We start from the raw sequence: 18,586 nt of genomic DNA, 5'->3' as shown, positions 1-18,586 counted from the left end.
GTTATTTTTAGTACCTACCATGCCTATATTGCGCATTCAGATTCTAAAAACCCGCCTCTTATTATACGCTGTCAACACTTTCATTCTTATCATATTTTCCCGCCTGCATAACAGCAGAAGGCCGCTACGCTTTTACAGCAACAGCGACCTTTCTGCCAGTGTTTGATTCAGGGTGTCGTCTAATATAGGAGCATTAAGGGAAGAACGGCCATACCATTGGAATAACAATCAAGCTTACAACAAAGCATACCAGCACCAGACCGGTTCCGCATTTCACATAGTCCATAAATTTGTAGCCGCCGGGACCGAGCACCAGAGTACAAGGCGGAGTGCCAACGGGAGTTGCGAATGCGCAGGATGCAGCAACAGCAATCGCCATTACCACAGCCTTGGGATCTGCATTCAGCTGTTTAGCAATCGCTATACCAATCGGGCACAGCAACGCAGCAGAAGCGGTGTTGGACATGAACTGTGTCAGGAAGCAGGAAATTGAAAACAGTACTATCGTTACAATAAGCGGTGTAGGTTCGCCGCCCATCAGTCCTACTGCCCAGTTAGCAATCAGCTTGCCTGCGCCGGTTTTATCCATTGCAGTGGATACAGGCATCATGCCCGCAAACAGGAAGATGGTTACCCAGTCGATGGAGGAATAAGCCTGTTTTTCAGTCAGGCAACCGGTAAGTACGCATACAAGAGCACCGATAATAGCAGTCATTTCCAAGCTGATAAATTTCAAATTCAAAGCCATTACGGTTACGCAGGCCAACAGGATAACGCCGGAAATAACCTGCTTTTTCTTATCATGGGTAGTAGCTTCAATTTCCTGTTCGATTTCCTGATCCGCATCAAGCTCTGCCTTCGGCAGCAGATACTTGCCAATCAGCAGCATATAGAGAATACCTGCTACAGATAAAGGAATACCAATCCAGGCAAATTCAAAGAAGCTGAAACCCGGCAAACCGGCAGCTGTCAGAGCGCCACTGCCGATAATATTAGGCGGTGTACCTACCAGAGTAATAATGCCGCCCCAACCGCAAGCATATGCCATCGGCAACAGCTGGCGGGACGCAGGGTTTTTGGAAGCAGCACAGATACCAAGTGCTACCGGCATCAGGCAAGCACAGGTACCGGTGTTGGAGAGAACAGAAGAAAGAACAGTTCCGACAAGCATTAAGCCAAGCATCAGGCTGTTTTCACCGGTTCCGAAAATATGCACTACCTTTTCACCGATAGCCTGAGCTAAACCGGTGTAGAACATTGCCGCGCCAACCACGAACATGCCGGCAAACAGTACTACAGTAGAATTAGAGAGACCGCTGAAAACCTGCTTGGCCGGAATCAGACCCAGCAAGCCGCAGGCAACAGCGCCGCCGATTGCAGTAATTGCCAAGGGTATAATTTCAGTTACAAAGAACAAAGCAATTACCGCTAACAGAATTAAACATTTGATTGCGGGGGACATAAGCAATACCTCCTTTTAATCTTTTTCCGAAAGTCATAAAGCAATGAAATCTTATATGCTCTTCCGTTGATTTTATGATAGCATTTTCTTCCATCTTTCCGCTGTAGCCTAGGCAACGAATTTATTATATTTTACATAATCTTTTTCATATTTTAGTTTCTAAATTCTATAATTTCTATTGTATTTTTGTTTATAAACTTACGTATCTTATTTTAATTACTTAAGCACTGTTTTTCAGCTGTTCAGGTACTAATTTCAGCAACTGTTCAGGACAATAAAAAAGACACCTTCACGGTGCCTTTCTTAATAAAAATATAATTATTATTCCGTATGAGAATGCTCCAGAATCTCAAATGTATTCTTCTCAAAGCTGATAAGTCCGTCAGCACGCATGCGCGCCAGCTCCCTGGTCAAAGCACTGCGGTCGGCATCCAGATAATTAGCCAAATCGGTACGGTTAAAAGGAATAGTAAATTTATCACTGCCATTGTACCTTGCTTCCTGCTCCAGGTACGCCATAATCTTACCGCGCAAGGTCTTTTTGCAAAGAATTTCCGTTTTCTCAATCAAGCGCGTATTATTATCTGCCAGAATAGAAACGATATTGCACATCAGACGTCTGTTGGTCTCATTATGATTTGTACCATCAAACAGCATTCTTCCCAAAGGAAGCATCAGAATCTCGCTGTCGCTTGCCGCAAAATAGCTTACCACACTGCGGTCACTCAGCTTGCCCAAGTAGTTTTCCGCAAAAACATCGCCTGCGCTCAAATTGGCAATAATGGATTTTTCACCCCAGATATCCTCTTTGATCATCTGAACAGTGCCTTCCATGACAACGCATAAATTTTCGATGCAGTCACCTGCCAGATAAATATAGTCGGATTTAGGAAAATGCTTAATCAGTCCATGAAACTTATGCAGAACCTCGTTAATCTCGTCTCTGCCTAAGCCTTTAAACAACGGTATATCATGATAATTCGGTGCAAACATTTTTACTGCCATATTATCACCAGCCTTCTATTTCATATTAGTTATTCCACATCCTTATTATCCCAAATTAAAATACATATGTAAATATTATGTAACTAAAGTAAACGTTTAGTAATTTTGTTGCTCATGCAACATTTTTTGCGAATTTCAAAATTGCGAAAAAGCCCCTAAAACTGCGCTTTTATGCGATATCCGGTTTCACTTACAAAACTTACAAAATTATTCTTTTCTGAGATGTTTTGTAAATAAAGAAAGCGCTTGCAAACTGTTAAAACGTTGCTATGGCAACGCCCACAAATTGTCGCACAATTTATAATATAACCATAATAACCTTAAGACATTTGCTGGGACGTTGTTCCTTATACCAATTGCTTTACCGGTACATTTTGAGGGAAGTGTACCGGGATTTTTTTGCATTATAAGCATCAGCCGGTATATGAGGATTGCCCACTGTATAGACAAGAAAGCGCAGACTGTTCACCAGCCTGCGCTTTTTTATATCTGACTAATCTATAAATGTTGTCTTTAACCGAACATAGCCGCAATCGCCTGCTCCAATGTTTTGACGCGCACAATCTGTGCCTTGACAGAAGGCAGCTGCAGCTTGCTGTCCGGTACAATGAATTTGCTGAAGCCCAGATTAACGCCATCCATAATCCTGCGCTCGGGCGCGCTGACGCGGCGCACCTCGCCTGTAAGACCAACTTCGCCAAAAACGAGGATACCCTTAGGCAAGGGCCTGTTGCGATAGCTGGAAACAAGCGCTGCCGCCACCGCCAGATCTGCCGCCGGCTCATTAAACTTCATGCCACCAACTACGTTGACATAAGCATCATAAATGCCAAAATCCAGGCCAAAACGTTTTTCCAGAATTGCCAGCAGCATATTCACCCTGTTATAGTCAAAGCCTACTGCCGTACGCCTGGGCATGCCATAGGGAGTTTTTGCTACCAGCGCCTGGAACTCCGCCATAATCGGCCTATTGCCTTCCATGCAGGCACCAATAACACTGCCTGCTGCTTCACCATCTCTGTCCTCCAAAAACAGACCTGCAGGATTTGCTACCTCCTGCAGACCGCCCGCCTCCATAGAGAAAATGCCGCTTTCGCTCGTACTGCCGAAGCGGTTTTTTAATGCACGCAGAACGCGGAAGGAATAGGAACGGTCACCCTCAAACTGCAGCACCACGTCCACCATATGCTCCAATAGGCGCGGTCCGGCGATAGTGCCGTCCTTAGTAACGTGACCGATGAGCAGCACCGCAATGCCCGTACTTTTGGCAAACTGCAGCAGCTTAGCCGTACACTCACGCACCTGCCCCACACTGCCGGCAGCAGTCTGCAGTTCCGGGTTATACATAGTCTGAATACTGTCGATAATCAGAAGCTGCGGCTTCAAGGCATTCGCCTGTGCTAAAATAGCATCCAAATCCGTTGCCGTAAGAATCAGCAGGTTATCATTGGCCTGCGCTCCGCCCAAGCGGACGGCACGCATTGCAGTCTGCTCCTCCGATTCCTCGCCGCTGACATACAGCACCTTTATTCCCTGTTGCCCGAAGCGCAGGCCTGCGTCCAGCAAAATCGTAGATTTGCCGATGCCCGGCGTGCCTCCAAGCAATACAAGGCTGCCCGGAACGACACCGCCGCCCAACACACGGTCAAATTCACGGATGCCTGTTGCCAGGCGTTCTACCTTCGTTTGGGCAACACTGGCGATAGTACGCGGCCGCAGCTTTTCGTTATTAGCCGGCAAATAGCTTTTACTTGCCTTGGCAGTCACTTCTGCCTCCTCCACCAGCGTATTCCAGCCGCCGCATTCCGGGCAGCGTCCCAGCCACGAGGAAGCAACATAACCGCATTCCTGGCAGACAAATCTGCTCTTAGTTCTGGCCATCTGGCTACTCCTTTCCGCTGCTGACAGAAACAGTTGCTTCCTCCGTCACCGGCAGCTCCAGCAAAAGCTGTGCTTCTTCAATCGCAGTGTGAAAGTCCAGTTTTTTATCTGTAGCAGCCTCAGCAATAATCTTATCGCCGCTGTGGAATCTTCCTGCCAGGAACAAATCACTCAGCGGGTCCTCCACCAGCTTGCGCAAAGCACGGCGCAGCGGACGCGCACCATACTTGCTGTCGCTGCCTTCCTTCAGCAGCAGCTCGCGTGCCGAAGCAGCAAGCTCAATAATGAGACCATTGCCTGCCAGACGCTGGTTCAGCTCACGCAGCATATTGTCGGCAATCAGCTCCAGCTCCTGTCTGCCCAAGGAATTAAAGACAAGGATTTCGTCCACACGGTTCAAAAATTCCGGACGGAACACGTTCTTGATTTCAGCAAGCACCTGCTCCTTGCGGTTCTTGCGCTCGCCTGCCTCGTTGCCGGCAAAGCCCAGCGGTCTGGTGTTGGCCAGCTGCTGTGCGCCGGCGTTGCTTGTCATAATCAGCACGGCATTACGGAAGTCTACCGTGCGTCCCTGACCGTCGGTCAGACGGCCATCCTCCATAATCTGCAGCAGCAGATTAAACACATCCGGATGTGCCTTTTCGATTTCATCCAAAAGCACTACACAGTAAGGCTTACGGCGTACCGCATCCGTCAGCTGGCCGCCCTCGTCATAGCCTACATAGCCTGGAGGTGCGCCAATCAGGCGTGCTGTGGTGTGCTTTTCCATGTATTCCGACATATCGAAGCGCGACATAGCACGTTCATCGCCAAACAGCTCCTGTGCCAATGCCTTCGCCAGCTCAGTTTTGCCTACACCAGTAGGACCGAGGAACAGGAAGGAGCCAACCGGTCTGTTTTTATCCTTGAAGCCTGCGCGTGCACGGCGCACAGCCCTGCTTACAGCGCTTACAGCCTCCTCCTGACCTATAACACGCTTATGCAGGCGCTGCTCCAGCTGCAGCAGACGACTGCTTTCGGTTTCTGTCAAGCGTGTCAGCGGAATCCCCGTCCAGGAGGCAACAACCTCAGCTACATCCTCCGCAGTTACCGGCTGCGTCATAGCAACCTCCGCCAAGGCTTCAGCCAGCTGCGTTTGCAGCTCCGCCTCGTCGTCGCGCAGCTTAGCTGCCTTTTCATAATCCTGCTGCTCAACAGCCTCTTCCTTTTCCAGCTGCAGATATTCCAGCTGCTCCTGCAGCTCACGTGCTGGCGCAGATTTTTTATATAGCTTAATACGCAGACGGGCGCAGGCCTCATCCATCAGATCAATAGCCTTATCCGGCAGGTTTCTGTCTGTAATATAGCGGTCGCTAAGCTCCACTGCCGCCTTAATGGCCTCCGGCTGAATCTGCAGCTTATGGAATTCCTCATAGCGCTTGCGCAAGCCCTGCAGCATCGCTTCGCTGATTTCTGCGCTCGGTACATCAACAAGCACCGGCTGGAAGCGTCGTTCCAGCGCCGCATCCTTTTCAATATGCTTACGGTATTCATCAACCGTCGTTGCGCCAATAACCTGCAGCTCACCGCGCGCCAGCGCCGGCTTAATGATGTTGGCCGCATCAATACTGCCCTCGGCACTGCCAGCACCGATAATCGTATGCAGCTCGTCGATAAAGAGGATTATCCGCTTATCGTCGCGTACCATCTGTAAAATTTCCTTCATGCGGTCTTCAAATTCACCGCGGTATTTGGCGCCAGCCACCAGCATGCCCAGCTCCAGTGAAAAAACAATTTTCCGCTGCAGAAAATCCGGCACGTCGCCCTTGATAATCTTCTGCGCCAAGCCTTCTGCGATAGCGGTTTTACCTACACCAGCCTCGCCGATAATTACCGGGTTATTCTTGGTGCGACGGCACAAAATCTGGATAAGACGTTCTACCTCCTTATCGCGGCCAATCACAGGGTCAATCTTGCCACGGCTTGCTTCCAGATTCAAATTACGTCCATATTCTGCAAGAACCTCTAAAACATCAACCTGCTTTTCTTCTACCGGACGACGCTGCTGATTTCTGCCCGGTACAGCTTTGCGCTGATCATCAAGCGTCTGCACCAGCTCCTTGACATACTCCAGCGTAATATCAAACTTCTGCAGCACCTGATAGGCAATGCCGTCGCCAGCTGCCAGCAAGCCTACAAGCAGCTGCTCGCTGCCTACGTATTCCTGCTCCAGCTCCTGCGCATTCTCTGCAGCACGCTCCATTACACGCTGCGCGCGTTGGCTGTACTGCGGCAGCTTGGACTGCTTGCCGCCCTTATCCAGCCAGCCTTCCAGCTCCGTCTGTATCTCTTCGAGATTATTATATAATCTTTTCAGCAGCTTTTTGCCGGTACAATCAGTAATTGTCAAAAGTCCCCACAAAATATGCTCCGTACCAATATGCTCGCTGCCACAATCTAAAGCCTTGGTGGTAGCCAGCTCCAGAACCTTGGCCGCTGCCTCGCTGAAGCCCTCACGGGTAACCTTTTTCTTGGGCTGCGGTCCGATATTTCCGCCGCTCTTCAGCAGCTCATCTATAAAGCGTTTAGCGCCCTCCGGTGTCAGTGGCATGCCACCCATGCCCATCGGCATATAATCCTTAGCGCATTCACCGCAAAGCCATTTATCAATCTGTTTATCGCCTACCAGGCACACCATGTGCATGATGGCCTTCTTTTTATGACAAATTTCACAAAGCATCGCTTCACCTCCGTCCGGTACTATGCAGCAAGCTTACAGCCTGCTGCAAGATTTCCTTCTTCTTATCTTCATCGGCGTCAATAATCTGCAGCATATACTGCAGCAATGCGCCCTCTCTTGCCGTAATCATCTTTTGCTGCTGCAAGTGCTGCACCAGCTGCATCGCCGTAGGCGGCTTGGGTGTCTCTACAGCAGGCTGCATGCGTATTATTCGCACAAAACCGCCGCTGCCGCGTCGCGATTCCACCATAAAGCCACGCTCCGGCGTAAACCTTGTACTGAGCACATAGCTTATCTGCGAAGGAGCGCAGGAAAGACGCTCGGCCAGCTCATTGCGCTGCACAAGCACAGTATTCTCGTGCTCACGCAGCAATTCACCTATAATAAAGCTTTCAATTGCATCCGCTAAATTTTTCATAGTTACTCACCTTGATTATATATTTGAATATATTATATTTGACTTTTCGACTTTAGGCAAGTGAAAAATCTATGGCAGAAAAAAGCATATAAAAAAAGACTACCGCAACCATACTCAGTCACGGCAATCTTTAACATTAAATTGATTAACCCTTAATAGTCTTCAGCATCTGCAAAGCCTGCACGATATCCTGCATGGTAAAATTCTCCAGAGAAGTCGCTGCAGTCTCTTTCTTTGCTTTTTCTTCGCCAAATACTATTTCATCAATACCACAATCGAAAATATTCGTCATTTTAACCAGATTTTCCAAAGTCAGGCCAGCACGTCCACTTTCAATATTACTCATATGTGTTTGTGATACACCTATATTTTTGGCTAATTCAGTCTGATAAATATTGTTCTTTAAGCGCAAGGTCTTAATGCGCAAACCAACGGCCTTATAATCTACTTGCTTTGCCATATTAGCTCATCCCCTAACTATTTGCTGATATAGTGATGCCAGCTACCTCCTGATGTTTGCAAAACGACCTACTATATAACCTGCACACTATATGATTTTACAATACATTCTCATAGAACACCTTCCTACCGTGCTTCCTCCTCTCTCGGAACAAACGCCTCATCTGCGTTTCAATTGTTCTTTTAACGAATGCTTATTCCAATTAACCTAGTTATATAATACACCTCTTTAAGACATTATGCAATAATAATAATTAATATTTTAACGCAATTAATTTACATTGAAACTTTTCTCACTCTTATTCTCATTCTTTGAAAACAAAAAACATCTTTCTTTTATAAATAATTTTTCTATTTTCCTGCCTCTGCCAAAATAAATACTTTTAATTTCACAATAGTTTTGCAATTTATTTGCCTTTTTGACTTTTCATAAATTGACAGCAGCAAAACTTTCTTTTACAATAAAATAAAGCAGGTATCACAAGCCTGCCTAAAGTCCGTTTGTTTCGAAAGGAGATATACAAATGAAAGGTATTTTAGGCGTTCTCGCCGCTATTGTCATTATGGCAGCTATGTTTTTCAGCAGCTATAATGGTCTTGTAAGCATGAATGAAAATGTTACCGGCAAATGGTCGCAGGTAGAAAACCAGCTACAGCGCCGCAACGATTTAATCCCCAACCTGGTAAACACTGTTAAAGGCTATGCTGCCCACGAAACAGAGGTTTTCAAGGCTGTATCCGATGCCCGCGCTAAGCTGGGCGGTGCCAAAACCGTAGCAGAAACAACTGCAGCCAACAACGAAATGAACAGCGCCTTAAGCCGTCTCTTAGTTGTTGCGGAAAACTATCCTGACCTGAAAGCCAACACCAACTTCCAACAGCTGCAGGATGAGCTGGCAGGTACAGAAAACCGTATCGCTGTAGCACGCAAGGATTACAACGATGCCGTACAAGTCTACAACGCAAAAATTAAATCTCTGCCTACCTCTTTATACGCAGGTGCCTGCGGCTTTACTGCCAAAGACTACTTCAAGGCAGATGCAGCAGCGCAAAAGGTTCCGCAGGTTAAATTTTAATTTAATCCCGCTAGCTGCAAGCTGCTGACGGAGGAATGATAATGAAACGTTTTATAATCTGCCTGTTGCTTCTGCTGCAGACCTTCTTTGCTGCTTACGCCAGCGCCGCGCCCGCCATTCCGCCGCGTCCGGCGGCGGGCAGCGGCATTTACGTACAGGATTACGCCGGTGTAATCTCTGAAGAGGACAAGCAGCAAATACTCAGCATAGGCGCCGAGCTGGACAACAAAACAACAGCGCAGCTGGCAGTACTGACAATCAACACGCTCGACGGCGAGCCTATTGAGGATTACGCTCTGGAGGTTCTGCGTCAATGGGGCATTGGCAACAAGGAGCAGAACAATGGTGCTCTCATCGTCGTCGCTGTCAAGGACAGACGCTCACGCATTGAAGTAGGATACGGCCTGGAGGGCTCGCTGCCTGACGGTCTCACTGGCCGCATTCAGGACCAGTATATGATTCCTTACTTCAAGGACGGTAATTACAGCAAGGGTATTTTGCAGGGCTATAAGGCTGCCGCAGCCAAAATTGCCCAAGGCTATAATACGGAGCTGAGCGGGGTGAAATATCAGGCTCCCGCTTCCCAACCGCAAAAAAATACAGGCTCCGGCCTGGATGATTTGCTGTTTGCTTTGGGAGTAATCGGTTTTCTTATTGTTGATAATCTTTTACTTGGCGGCTTTTTTACGCGCATCCTGCTGCTGCTGATTTTCCGCGGCGGTGGGCGCGGCGGCGGAGGCGGCCGAGGCTTCGGCGGCGGCAGCGGTGGTGGCGGCGGTTCGTCCCGCAGCTGGTAAAAGCAATATAAAACCAAATCAACTGCATCACTTTTCGGTGGTGCAGTTTTTTATGCTAACTTTACAGTTAGCCGACAATACAGCCACAATGCTAAAACTCCTGCCAAGGCACAATACCCGGGCAGGAGTTTATCTCATTTTATATTATTAAACGAAATTCAGCAGTTATACCATGCCTCTGATTTTCATTGCTTCCTCCAGGCTGCCCAACGCAACAATGTAAGCGGCAACACGCAGCGTTACATTATACTGCTTAGCTTTTTCATAAACAGCCTTAAAGGCCTTGCGCATCAATGCGTTCTGCTTTTCAATAACCTCTTCTTCCGGCCAGAAGTAACGGTACAGATTCTGTACCCATTCAAAATAGCTTACGGTTACACCGCCGCCGTTGGCCAAAATATCAGGAATAACCATAACACCTTTGGCCTCCAGAATATCGTCAGCCTCCGGCGTAGTCGGTCCGTTTGCACCCTCGCAGATAATGCTTGCCTGTACAGCCGCCGCATTCTCCATAGTCAGCTGCAGCTCAATAGCGCAAGGCGCCAGCACTGTAACCTCCATCGCCAACAGCTCAGCATTGCTAATTGCTTTACTGCCCGGATAGCCTATTACGCTGCCTGTTTTCTTGACATATGCATCTACATCATAGCAATCAAAGCCATCCGCTTTGAAGATAGCGCCGTAAACATCACTCAAGGCAATAACCTTAACGCCTGCATCACAGAACAGCTTGGCAGTCCAGCTGCCTACATTGCCGAAGCCCTGCACAGCAGCGGTTGCCTCATGCGGCTGAATTCCTTTCAGCTTCAGTGCTTCCAGTGCTGCAACAACAACGCCGCGTCCGGTAGCAGCAGTACGTCCCAAGGAGCCGCCTACGCTGATTGCCTTGCCTGTAATAAAGCCAGGCTCATATTGACCGTTCAGCTTGCTGTATTCATCCATCATCCATCCCATAATCTGAGCATTAGTATTCATATCAGGTGCCGGGATATCACGTTTTTCACCGATAATCGGTGCAATTTTATCTATATAACCGCGTGTCAGACGCTCAAGCTCAGCTTTTGAAAGCTTTGCCGGATCTACGATAATACCGCCCTTGCCGCCACCATAGGGCAAACCGGCTACGGCACATTTACAGGTCATCCAAAAGGCAAGCGTCTTTACCTCATCCATGCTTACATTCTGATGATAGCGTACACCGCCTTTTGCGGGGCCAAGGATTGTGCTGTGCTGGCTGCGATAGCCGGTAAATACTTTTGTAGTACCGTCATCCATTTTTACAGGAATAGAAACCTCCAAAGTACGTTCTGGAACCGCAATAATAGCTGCTGCGCCTGCATCAAGCTCCATTGTCTCAATCGCTTTATTCAGTGGAATTTGGGCCATTTCAAAAATATTCATAATCAAGCCTCCTTGCTTTCCAAAAGGATATAACCCCATATCCGTACTTTTATTATAACGTGTACATTATTCAGTGTCTACAGAATTTTTTGTAACTTTTCTTATATTTAAGAGCTTTTTTACTTACAAAACCATTTTGTTTACAGTAAAAACGCCAGCGAAGCCGCCGGCGTTTTACTTTAGTCTATTATAGGGAACTCGTCATATACTCTGCCAAAATCAATTCCACCAATAATTTTATTCTTGTACTGCTCGCGAATAGCCCGCTCGCCCTCCTCCATATGCTTGGAGGTTATGCCATAGCGACGCGACAGCCACACCTCTACAAAGGCCGAAAGATTATCGCAGCCTTTGAGCACGCTGCCGTCAATTGCATGGAAGCCCGGCTTGTTGTACTTGCTGCTAATCTCTTCAATACTCGTATGTACTACCTTGCCGTCAATTCTGACACGATTGGAAAATTCATCCTGCGTATAATACAGAATATCCTCATGCCAGGTATAAGGCAAGAGCGGCAGGATCTTTTCAGCTACCATACGCTCTTCCATACGCTTAATCAGCTCATCAAGGCCCGGTACACTGCGTTTGACCGGTGAAATAATATCGCGTGTCAGCACCTCCGGCAAATCGTGGAAAAGGCCGCAGAGGAAATCGCCCACGATACGCTCATCACAGGCTCCCAGCTTAACTGCGCAAAAATAACCCATAATCGCTACCAACAGTACATGCCCCATAACAGAGGTTTCAGGAACACGCGGCGACTGCGCCCAACGCTTTTGGAAGCGAAGTTGGCCGACAAGATCGATAAACTTGCTGCTCTTACCCTTCAGCGCCAGCTTCTTTACTGCCGCCAAGTCGTAATGATCCTCCAGCTCGTTTTCTATAACAGCCTTGGTATCCTCACTGCCGTAAATACCCTCATTAAAGTGATATATCAGCTCAAATTCCCATTTGGTTGCCAGATAATGGGCAGCGCGTAAAATCTTTTTTTCCATAGCGCAGTATTGCGGGTCCTCAAAATAAAGCTGCATTTTTTCCATAAAATCTTCCTGAATATCAGGAATCCGCCGCCGCAGCTCCTGATAAACCCAGGCATTAAGCTCCTTGCCATAAACACGCATCATTTCATGGAAAATCTGCGGCTTGATATCAGTCAGCACGTTACGCTGCAAAAACTCAAAAATGCCGCCCTCAATCAGCAGACGCCAGTTGAGCTGCGCACCATGGTCATCCTCCTCATGGCGGGCCAGCACATACATAATCATCATCTTGTGAGCCTGCTTATCAAGCTCTGTAAAGCCGCTGGGGCGGATATGCTCATTCCAGCGCTGTATATGCGCTGCATCATATAAAAATTCAATAAAGCTTTTGGTCAGCATTGCTTCATCTCCCTCATAAACACGTCTACTCTTATTTAACAGCAAAAACAAGCTTTTGGCAAGAACGCCGATAACTTTATTTTGTACCTGCATATATTAAAAGGCAGCCTCCGCCTGTGCGAAAGCTGCCCGTTAATTAACTTATGCCTTTTTATCCAGCATCTGCTCCAGTGTATGCCAGCCAAGCACGGCGCATTTAACGCGCGCCGGCATGTGGGATACATCCTGCAGCACACCTGCTTCCTCCAGCTCGTCAATCTCTTCCTCGCTGGCAGTGCCCTTAATCATGCGCAGGAAAATATCAGCAAGGCGCAAAGCCTCTTCCTCACTCTTGCCGATAACCAGGTCCAGCATCATGTCAGCACTTGCCTGGCTGATTGCACAGCCGCTGCCCTGAAAGGCACCGTCGACAACAACGCCGTCAGTAAGCTTCAGCTTCATGGTGATATCATCACCGCAGCTGGGGTTGTAGCCGCGCATCTCTACGTCTGCGTCAGGCAAATCATGCTTATGACCGGGATGCATATTGTGGTCGATTAAAATTTCATTATAAAAGGCTCTATTATCTGCCATAGCCCATTCTCTCCCTTATTGTAGATAAGCTGTTGATGAAGCGCTCTACATCTGCTGCCGAATTATAGAAGGCCAAGCTTGCACGGGCAGTCGCACCGGTGCAAAGGTGGTCCAGCAGCGGTTGAGCGCAATGATTGCCAGCACGTACATTTACGCCGTCAGCATCAAGGATTGCAGCAATATCATGCGGATGCACGCCTTCTACCGTAAAGGTAAGAATACCCTTGTGCTCCTCTGCACTCTTGCCGCCGATAATATGCACACCGGGAATCTTCTGCATGGCATCAAAAGCTAATTTCGTCAGCGCTGCTTCGCGCGCTTCGATTACCTCAAAGCCGATGCTGTTGATATATTCGATAGCGGCATGCAGTCCGGCAGCACCGGCAGCATTTACCGTACCTGCTTCAAACTTATGCGGCAGCGGTGCATATTCCTGGCCGTCACGACTTACAAAGCTAATCATCTCGCCGCCGCTCAGGAACGGAGGCATAGCCTCCAGCAGCTCCTTCTTGCCGTACAGCACGCCTATGCCCATAGGTCCGAGCATCTTGTGACCGCTGAAGGCAAGAAAATCAGCATCCATTTTCTGCACATCAATCGCCATATGCGGTGCGCTCTGCGCTGCGTCAATCACAGCAACAGCGCCAACCTTATGCGCAGCGGCAATAGCCTTAGCAATCGGGTTCAAGCGTCCCAAAACGTTGGAAACCTCTGCCATTGCTACGATTTTAGTTTTTTCGGTTACAGCAGCATCGATAGCCTCATCGCTGATGCTGCCGTCAACAGCACATTCAATGTACTTTACTACAGCACCGGTCTGCTGCGCAACCATGCGCCATGGCAGCATGTTGCTGTGATGCTCCATAATCGTGGTAACGATTTCATCGCCGGGCTTAAGGTTAGCCAGGCCATAGCTGTATGCCACCAGATTCAGGCTTTCCGTAGTATTGCGGGTGAAAATAATTTCCTGCTCGCTTTTGGCATTGATGAACTTCTGCACAGCAACACGGGCATCTTCATAAATATCAGTTGCCTGCATTGCCAGGTCATACAAGCCACGCAACGGATTAGCATTGTGTTTGAGATAAAAATCACGCTCTGCCTCAATAACGCAGGCAGGCTTTTGTGTGGTAGCAGAGTTGTCCAAATAAGCAACATCGTTAGCTGCCAGCAAAGGGAAATCCTTTTTATAATCAAAGGACAGTAAATCCTTATCATTCACCATCTGCCATCACTCCTTCCAGATAACGCTGTACCAATTGTACAGTATCCTCGTCATCAATCTTGCGGCACAGGGCATCAATCTTCGCCTTGGCCATCATATCAACAGCCTCCTGCTCACTGAAGCCGCGGCTGCACAGGTAGAATAATAATTCGTCATCAAGCTTGCCGATGCTGGCACCATGGTTGCCCTGCACGTCCTCCTCGCTGCACAGAATCAGCGGAATCGTCTGGTTGACCACGTCGTCGCTCAACAGCAATACTGTTTCCTTTTCATCGCCAATCGCACCGGCACTGCCGTTTTTGAAATCAATCGTGCCACGGTAAATCTTCTTGGCACCACCCTGCAGCACGCCGTCTGCAGTCATTTCGCAGGTAGTCTTTTTGCCGTAATGGTTGGCAATAAAGTTCATGTCCACAGTCTGACCATGGCGGCCGTAGTAGCCAATCGCAGCCTTGAAATCACTGCTTTCACCAAGAAGCTCCGTGCGTGCGCCGTTGTAAATTTTATCTGCACCCAACTGAATTTGCAAAAGCTCAAAGGCAGCATTATCGCCAAGCTCACTGCCAACGTCGTTGATATGCAGGAAGTCTCTGCCTAAAAGTTGCACCTGCACCAGCTTAACCTTAGCACCGGCAGCTACGTCTATCTTAGTCTGAATGCTTGCCTGACCTTTAGCCTGGGCTGTAGAAATATAGGTCATCAGCACAGTAACATCACTGCCGGGCTTAGCTTCGATTTCAATCTGATTATAGCAGCTTGTATTATCGGCATAACGCAGAGTAACAGCAGCTACACTCTTGCCTGCGTCAGCAACAAGACGCAGCTTTTGGCCTTCGCCCAGACTGCTAATTGCTTCACCGACGCCGCCTGCTATTTTGGCAAAATCAGTGCCATGTACTGCGCACTGTGCCTTTTCGCTGCAGCCGCAGCAATTGCTGCCCTTGCTTTTATTCAGGCAAACGCTGCCTTCCAAGGCTACACGCGGTTCACAGCTATCCTGCGGCAGCTCCAAGCCGGCCAGCCTCGTTTCATTCATTTTTAACCTGTTCCAGGTTGGAGCAGGCAACTGATTAATTACTAATTCTTCTATCATGCTGCTCCTCCTTAACCTATACTGCCCTGCATTTCCAGGCGGATAAGGTTGTTCATCTCAACAGCGTACTCCAGCGGCAATTCTTTGGAAACATTATCCGCGAAGCCGCTGACAATCATTGCTCTCGCTTCTTCCTCGCTGATACCGCGGCTCATCAGGTAGAACACCGCATCGTCACTGATACGGCCGATTTTTGCCTCATGTCCGATATCCGCATCGGCAGTACGCACATCAATAGCAGGAATAGTATCAGAACGGGAAATATTATCCAGCATCAGGCTTTGGCAGGAAACAGAAGATTTGGCCTGCTTAGCCTTATTGGTAACAACTACACTGCTGCGGAAGGTGCTGATGCCGCCGCTCTTGGAAATAGAACGTGTATTGACAATACTAGTGGTTTTCGGTGCATTGTGTACAACTTTGCAGCCTGTATCCAGATTCTGGCTGTGACCGGCAAAGGTTACGCCCGTAAATTCACTGTGCGCGCCGGTGCCGTTCAAAATACTCATCGGATAAAGATAGGAAACGTGGGAACCGAAGGAGCCGGAAACCCATTCAATAGTACCGCCCTCTTCAACCAAGGCACGCTTGGTATTAAGGTTATACATATTCTTCGACCAGTTTTCAATCGTAGAATAACGCAGCTTAGCATTCTTGCCGATAAACAGCTCAACGCAGCCTGCATGCAGGTTGGCAACGTTATATTTCGGCGCACTGCAGCCTTCGATAAAGTGCAGGTCTGCGCCCTCGTCAACAATAATCAGCGTATGCTCAAACTGGCCTGCGCCCTTCGCATTTAAGCGGAAGTAGGATTGCAGCGGAATAGCCACGCTTACTCCCTTCGGTACATAAACAAAGGAGCCGCCGGACCACACTGCGCCATGCAGTGCCGCAAATTTATGGTCGGTAGGCGGCACTAGCTTCATGAAATGCTCATGCACCATTTCTGCATACGGACCATTCAAGGCGCTTTCCATATCAGTATAAATAACGCCCTGCTCTTCAACCTCTTTACGCACATTATGATAGACAACCTCGGAATCATATTGTGCGCCTACACCGGCCAGACTGCTCTGTTCTGCCTGGGGAATACCCAGACGATCAAAGGTATCCTTAATATCTTCGGGAACATCTTCCCATTTGCCCTGCATGTTCGTATTCGGACGTACATAGGTAACGATGTTATCCATATTCAGACCATCAATCGAAGGTCCCCAGTTCGGCACCTGCAGCTTATTATAAATATCCAGGGATTTCAGACGGAATTCCAGCATCCATTCCGGATCATGCTTTTCACGGGAAATTTTTTCAACAATCTCACGTGTCAGGCCTTCCTGAATGCGGTAAGCGTCCTTATCCTCGTTACGGAAGTCGTAAAGACTTCTGTCTATATCATCAACATAGGTTTTTTCTTCCATCTTTTTACCACCAGTTATTCCTTATTCTGCAAAAACTTTTCAAAGCCATTTTTGCTGACTTCATCAACCAGCTCCGGACCTGCATTTTTGATAATCTGTCCCTGAGCAAGAATATGAGTGTGGTCAACATGCAGTGCATCCAGGATTTTAGTATTATGTGTAATAATCAGCAATGCGCCCTGACGATGCTCCTGGAAGGTTTTGATACCCTGAGAAACAATCTTCACCGCATCTACGTCCAAACCGCTGTCTGTTTCGTCCAGAATAGCCAGCTTGGGGTTCAGCATCAAAAGCTGCAGAATTTCTGCCTTCTTCTTTTCGCCGCCGCTGAAGCCGGTGTTCAGGTCACGCTCGGCATATTTGCTGTCCATCTGCAGCAAGGCCATTGCCTGACGCAGCTCCTTACGGAAATCCCAAGCCTTGATGCGTACACCGCGCTGCTGCTCCAAAGCAGTTTTCAAAAAGCTGCTCAGGCTGATGCCGGGAACCTCCAGCGGATTCTGGAAGGAAAGGAACAGACCTGCCTTAGCGCGTTTATCTACGGCAAGTTTGGTAATGTCTTCGCCGGCAAAATTAATGCTGCCACCCTTTACGGTATATTTGGGATTACCCATCAGCGCATAACCCAAGGTGGATTTGCCTGCACCGTTAGGTCCCATAAGCACATGAGTTTCACCCGGCTTAATATCAAGATTAATATTATGCAGAATCTCTTTGTCCTCTACATTGACTACGAGATTTCTTACCTCTAATAAATTCTCTGCCATTTTTATCCTCCAATCGAAGCAATCCGGAAGAACTGCTTCTCAAAATTTTAATTCCCACATTTCTAGTATGAATTCCATACCCTATTATAAAATTATTTCTCGCACTATGCAAGCGCTTAATGAAAATATACGCCTACAATTTGCAAATATTTTGCAATACAGTGCACTTAAAAATGCCTTTTAACAGCATTCTTCTTATTATATAATATTTTCAGGAAAATTTATAGTGAGACTGGAAAATTTATGGTCAAAACAGCCAAATTCACTGTCTAGAAAAAATTTGTCCGGAAAAAATGCAGAAAAAAATACAAATCGAAGCGCAGTAGCAAAAATTCGGTTAAATCGATTACTAAATTAAAGCCCTCCGGCAAGCTTTGCAAACTCTCCAAAGTAAAACAGGATGCGCAAGCATATACCTCAGCTTCGCATCCTGTTATCGATTATAATAAAACTATACGCAGCTAATGTCTGCTAATTGGCAGACAGCAATTTAGCTACATAACGAAAAAAAGCACTCCATTTACATGAAGTGCTGAATTTACGTGGTGGGCGCTAACGGGATCGAACCGCTGACATTCTGCTTGTAAGGCAGACGCTCTCCCAGCTGAGCTAAGCGCCCGTATTTGGTGACCGGTGGGGGAATCGAACCCCCGATACCGCCGTGAAAGGGCGGTGTCTTAACCGCTTGACCAACCGGCCAGGTGGCTCCCCGAGTAGGACTCGAACCTACGACGCCCTGATTAACAGTCAGGTGTTCTACCGGCTGAACTATCGGGGAATATTTTGTGATGTTTTGTGTTGCTCAACATCACGAGTGTTATTATACTAAGTCTACACTCTTTTGTCAACACTTTTTTTGAACTTTTTTATGATTTTTTCAGAAAAAGTTTTTCAAGGTCATTGCGCCGCTTTA

15 protein-coding genes and 3 tRNA genes are annotated in these 18,586 nt (G+C 47.7%); 2 read left to right on the top strand and 16 right to left on the bottom strand.

What is annotated here, in order from left to right; genetic code table 11:
• Positions 1-193: 193 nt before the first annotated feature.
• The 6 genes from RDW05_RS03120 to RDW05_RS03095 form a co-directional block, all read right to left on the bottom strand.
• A complete protein-coding gene (locus RDW05_RS03120) occupies positions 194-1,462 on the bottom strand; it encodes an SLC13 family permease (protein ID WP_307977800.1) in 1,269 nt (422 codons plus the stop codon).
• Positions 1,463-1,783: 321 nt separating this feature from the next.
• Positions 1,784-2,467 carry a Crp/Fnr family transcriptional regulator gene (locus RDW05_RS03115; RefSeq protein WP_307977799.1) on the bottom strand — a complete coding sequence of 228 codons (684 nt, stop codon included), beginning with the start codon at positions 2,465-2,467 and terminating at the stop codon, positions 1,784-1,786.
• A gap of 513 nt (positions 2,468-2,980) precedes the next feature.
• Positions 2,981-4,348, bottom strand: coding sequence for a DNA repair protein RadA (gene radA / locus RDW05_RS03110; protein WP_307977798.1), 1,368 nt, complete (start codon positions 4,346-4,348; stop codon positions 2,981-2,983).
• Positions 4,349-4,352: 4 nt separating this feature from the next.
• Positions 4,353-7,067, bottom strand: a complete 2,715-nt coding sequence (locus tag RDW05_RS03105; RefSeq protein WP_307977797.1) for an ATP-dependent Clp protease ATP-binding subunit — start codon at positions 7,065-7,067, stop codon at positions 4,353-4,355.
• A gap of 4 nt (positions 7,068-7,071) precedes the next feature.
• On the bottom strand, positions 7,072-7,485 hold the full coding sequence (locus tag RDW05_RS03100) for a CtsR family transcriptional regulator (protein WP_304271462.1): 414 nt from the start codon (positions 7,483-7,485) through the stop codon (positions 7,072-7,074).
• Positions 7,486-7,630: 145 nt separating this feature from the next.
• Positions 7,631-7,945: a helix-turn-helix domain-containing protein gene (locus RDW05_RS03095; RefSeq protein WP_293827616.1), complete on the bottom strand. Its 315-nt coding sequence runs from the start codon at positions 7,943-7,945 to the stop codon at positions 7,631-7,633.
• Between the two features lie 523 nt (positions 7,946-8,468).
• Here RDW05_RS03095 and RDW05_RS03090 point away from each other — a divergent pair.
• Both RDW05_RS03090 and RDW05_RS03085 read left to right on the top strand, forming a co-directional pair.
• Positions 8,469-9,020, top strand: coding sequence for a LemA family protein (locus RDW05_RS03090; RefSeq protein WP_293827618.1), 552 nt, complete (start codon positions 8,469-8,471; stop codon positions 9,018-9,020).
• Positions 9,021-9,061: 41 nt separating this feature from the next.
• Entirely contained in the window at positions 9,062-9,817 is a 756-nt protein-coding gene (locus RDW05_RS03085) for a TPM domain-containing protein (protein WP_307977796.1), read from the top strand.
• Positions 9,818-9,982: 165 nt separating this feature from the next.
• Here RDW05_RS03085 and RDW05_RS03080 read toward each other — a convergent pair whose 3' ends face one another.
• The 10 genes from RDW05_RS03080 to RDW05_RS03035 form a co-directional block, all read right to left on the bottom strand.
• A complete protein-coding gene (locus RDW05_RS03080; RefSeq protein WP_304242311.1) occupies positions 9,983-11,218 on the bottom strand; it encodes a Glu/Leu/Phe/Val dehydrogenase in 1,236 nt (411 codons plus the stop codon).
• 179 nt (positions 11,219-11,397) lie between these two features.
• Complete coding sequence (locus RDW05_RS03075; RefSeq protein WP_293810988.1) at positions 11,398-12,597, bottom strand: HD domain-containing protein; 1,200 nt, start codon at positions 12,595-12,597, stop codon at positions 11,398-11,400.
• 141 nt (positions 12,598-12,738) lie between these two features.
• A complete protein-coding gene (gene sufU, locus RDW05_RS03070; RefSeq protein ID WP_293725151.1) occupies positions 12,739-13,170 on the bottom strand; it encodes a Fe-S cluster assembly sulfur transfer protein SufU in 432 nt (143 codons plus the stop codon).
• On the bottom strand, positions 13,160-14,395 hold the full coding sequence (locus RDW05_RS03065) for an aminotransferase class V-fold PLP-dependent enzyme (protein WP_293725152.1): 1,236 nt from the start codon (positions 14,393-14,395) through the stop codon (positions 13,160-13,162). Before RDW05_RS03065 ends, sufU begins: the two co-directional genes overlap by 11 nt.
• Entirely contained in the window at positions 14,385-15,488 is a 1,104-nt protein-coding gene (locus RDW05_RS03060; RefSeq protein ID WP_307977795.1) for a SufD family Fe-S cluster assembly protein, read from the bottom strand. Before RDW05_RS03060 ends, RDW05_RS03065 begins: the two co-directional genes overlap by 11 nt.
• Positions 15,489-15,499: 11 nt before the next feature.
• Positions 15,500-16,906: a Fe-S cluster assembly protein SufB gene (gene sufB, locus RDW05_RS03055; RefSeq protein ID WP_009145554.1), complete on the bottom strand. Its 1,407-nt coding sequence runs from the start codon at positions 16,904-16,906 to the stop codon at positions 15,500-15,502.
• A 14-nt stretch (positions 16,907-16,920) separates the two neighbouring features.
• Positions 16,921-17,673, bottom strand: a complete 753-nt coding sequence (sufC, locus tag RDW05_RS03050) for a Fe-S cluster assembly ATPase SufC (RefSeq protein WP_009145555.1) — start codon at positions 17,671-17,673, stop codon at positions 16,921-16,923.
• 543 nt (positions 17,674-18,216) lie between these two features.
• Positions 18,217-18,292: transfer RNA gene (locus RDW05_RS03045), tRNA-Val, on the bottom strand.
• 5 nt (positions 18,293-18,297) lie between these two features.
• Positions 18,298-18,372 (bottom strand) — tRNA-Glu (locus RDW05_RS03040).
• Between the two features lie 3 nt (positions 18,373-18,375).
• Positions 18,376-18,451: transfer RNA gene (locus RDW05_RS03035), tRNA-Asn, on the bottom strand.
• Between the last annotated feature and the right edge of the window lie 135 nt (positions 18,452-18,586).

This window comes from uncultured Phascolarctobacterium sp., assembly GCF_902463975.1.
GTDB lineage: Bacteria > Bacillota > Negativicutes > Acidaminococcales > Acidaminococcaceae > Phascolarctobacterium_A.
This window is presented reverse-complemented; position numbering and strand designations above follow the sequence as displayed.

Coding starts and splice junctions, on each gene's coding strand:
- RDW05_RS03120 (WP_307977800.1), bottom strand. CDS start 1,462: ATGTCCCCCGCAATCAAATGTTTAATTCTGTTAGCGGTAATTGCTTTG.
- RDW05_RS03115 (WP_307977799.1), bottom strand. CDS start 2,467: ATGGCAGTAAAAATGTTTGCACCGAATTATCATGATATACCGTTGTTT.
- radA (WP_307977798.1), bottom strand. CDS start 4,348: ATGGCCAGAACTAAGAGCAGATTTGTCTGCCAGGAATGCGGTTATGTT.
- RDW05_RS03105 (WP_307977797.1), bottom strand. CDS start 7,067: ATGCTTTGTGAAATTTGTCATAAAAAGAAGGCCATCATGCACATGGTG.
- RDW05_RS03100 (WP_304271462.1), bottom strand. CDS start 7,485: ATGAAAAATTTAGCGGATGCAATTGAAAGCTTTATTATAGGTGAATTG.
- RDW05_RS03095 (WP_293827616.1), bottom strand. CDS start 7,945: ATGGCAAAGCAAGTAGATTATAAGGCCGTTGGTTTGCGCATTAAGACC.
- RDW05_RS03090 (WP_293827618.1), top strand. CDS start 8,469: ATGAAAGGTATTTTAGGCGTTCTCGCCGCTATTGTCATTATGGCAGCT.
- RDW05_RS03085 (WP_307977796.1), top strand. CDS start 9,062: ATGAAACGTTTTATAATCTGCCTGTTGCTTCTGCTGCAGACCTTCTTT.
- RDW05_RS03080 (WP_304242311.1), bottom strand. CDS start 11,218: ATGAATATTTTTGAAATGGCCCAAATTCCACTGAATAAAGCGATTGAG.
- RDW05_RS03075 (WP_293810988.1), bottom strand. CDS start 12,597: ATGCTGACCAAAAGCTTTATTGAATTTTTATATGATGCAGCGCATATA.
- sufU (WP_293725151.1), bottom strand. CDS start 13,170: ATGGCAGATAATAGAGCCTTTTATAATGAAATTTTAATCGACCACAAT.
- RDW05_RS03065 (WP_293725152.1), bottom strand. CDS start 14,395: ATGGTGAATGATAAGGATTTACTGTCCTTTGATTATAAAAAGGATTTC.
- RDW05_RS03060 (WP_307977795.1), bottom strand. CDS start 15,488: ATGATAGAAGAATTAGTAATTAATCAGTTGCCTGCTCCAACCTGGAAC.
- sufB (WP_009145554.1), bottom strand. CDS start 16,906: ATGGAAGAAAAAACCTATGTTGATGATATAGACAGAAGTCTTTACGAC.
- sufC (WP_009145555.1), bottom strand. CDS start 17,673: ATGGCAGAGAATTTATTAGAGGTAAGAAATCTCGTAGTCAATGTAGAG.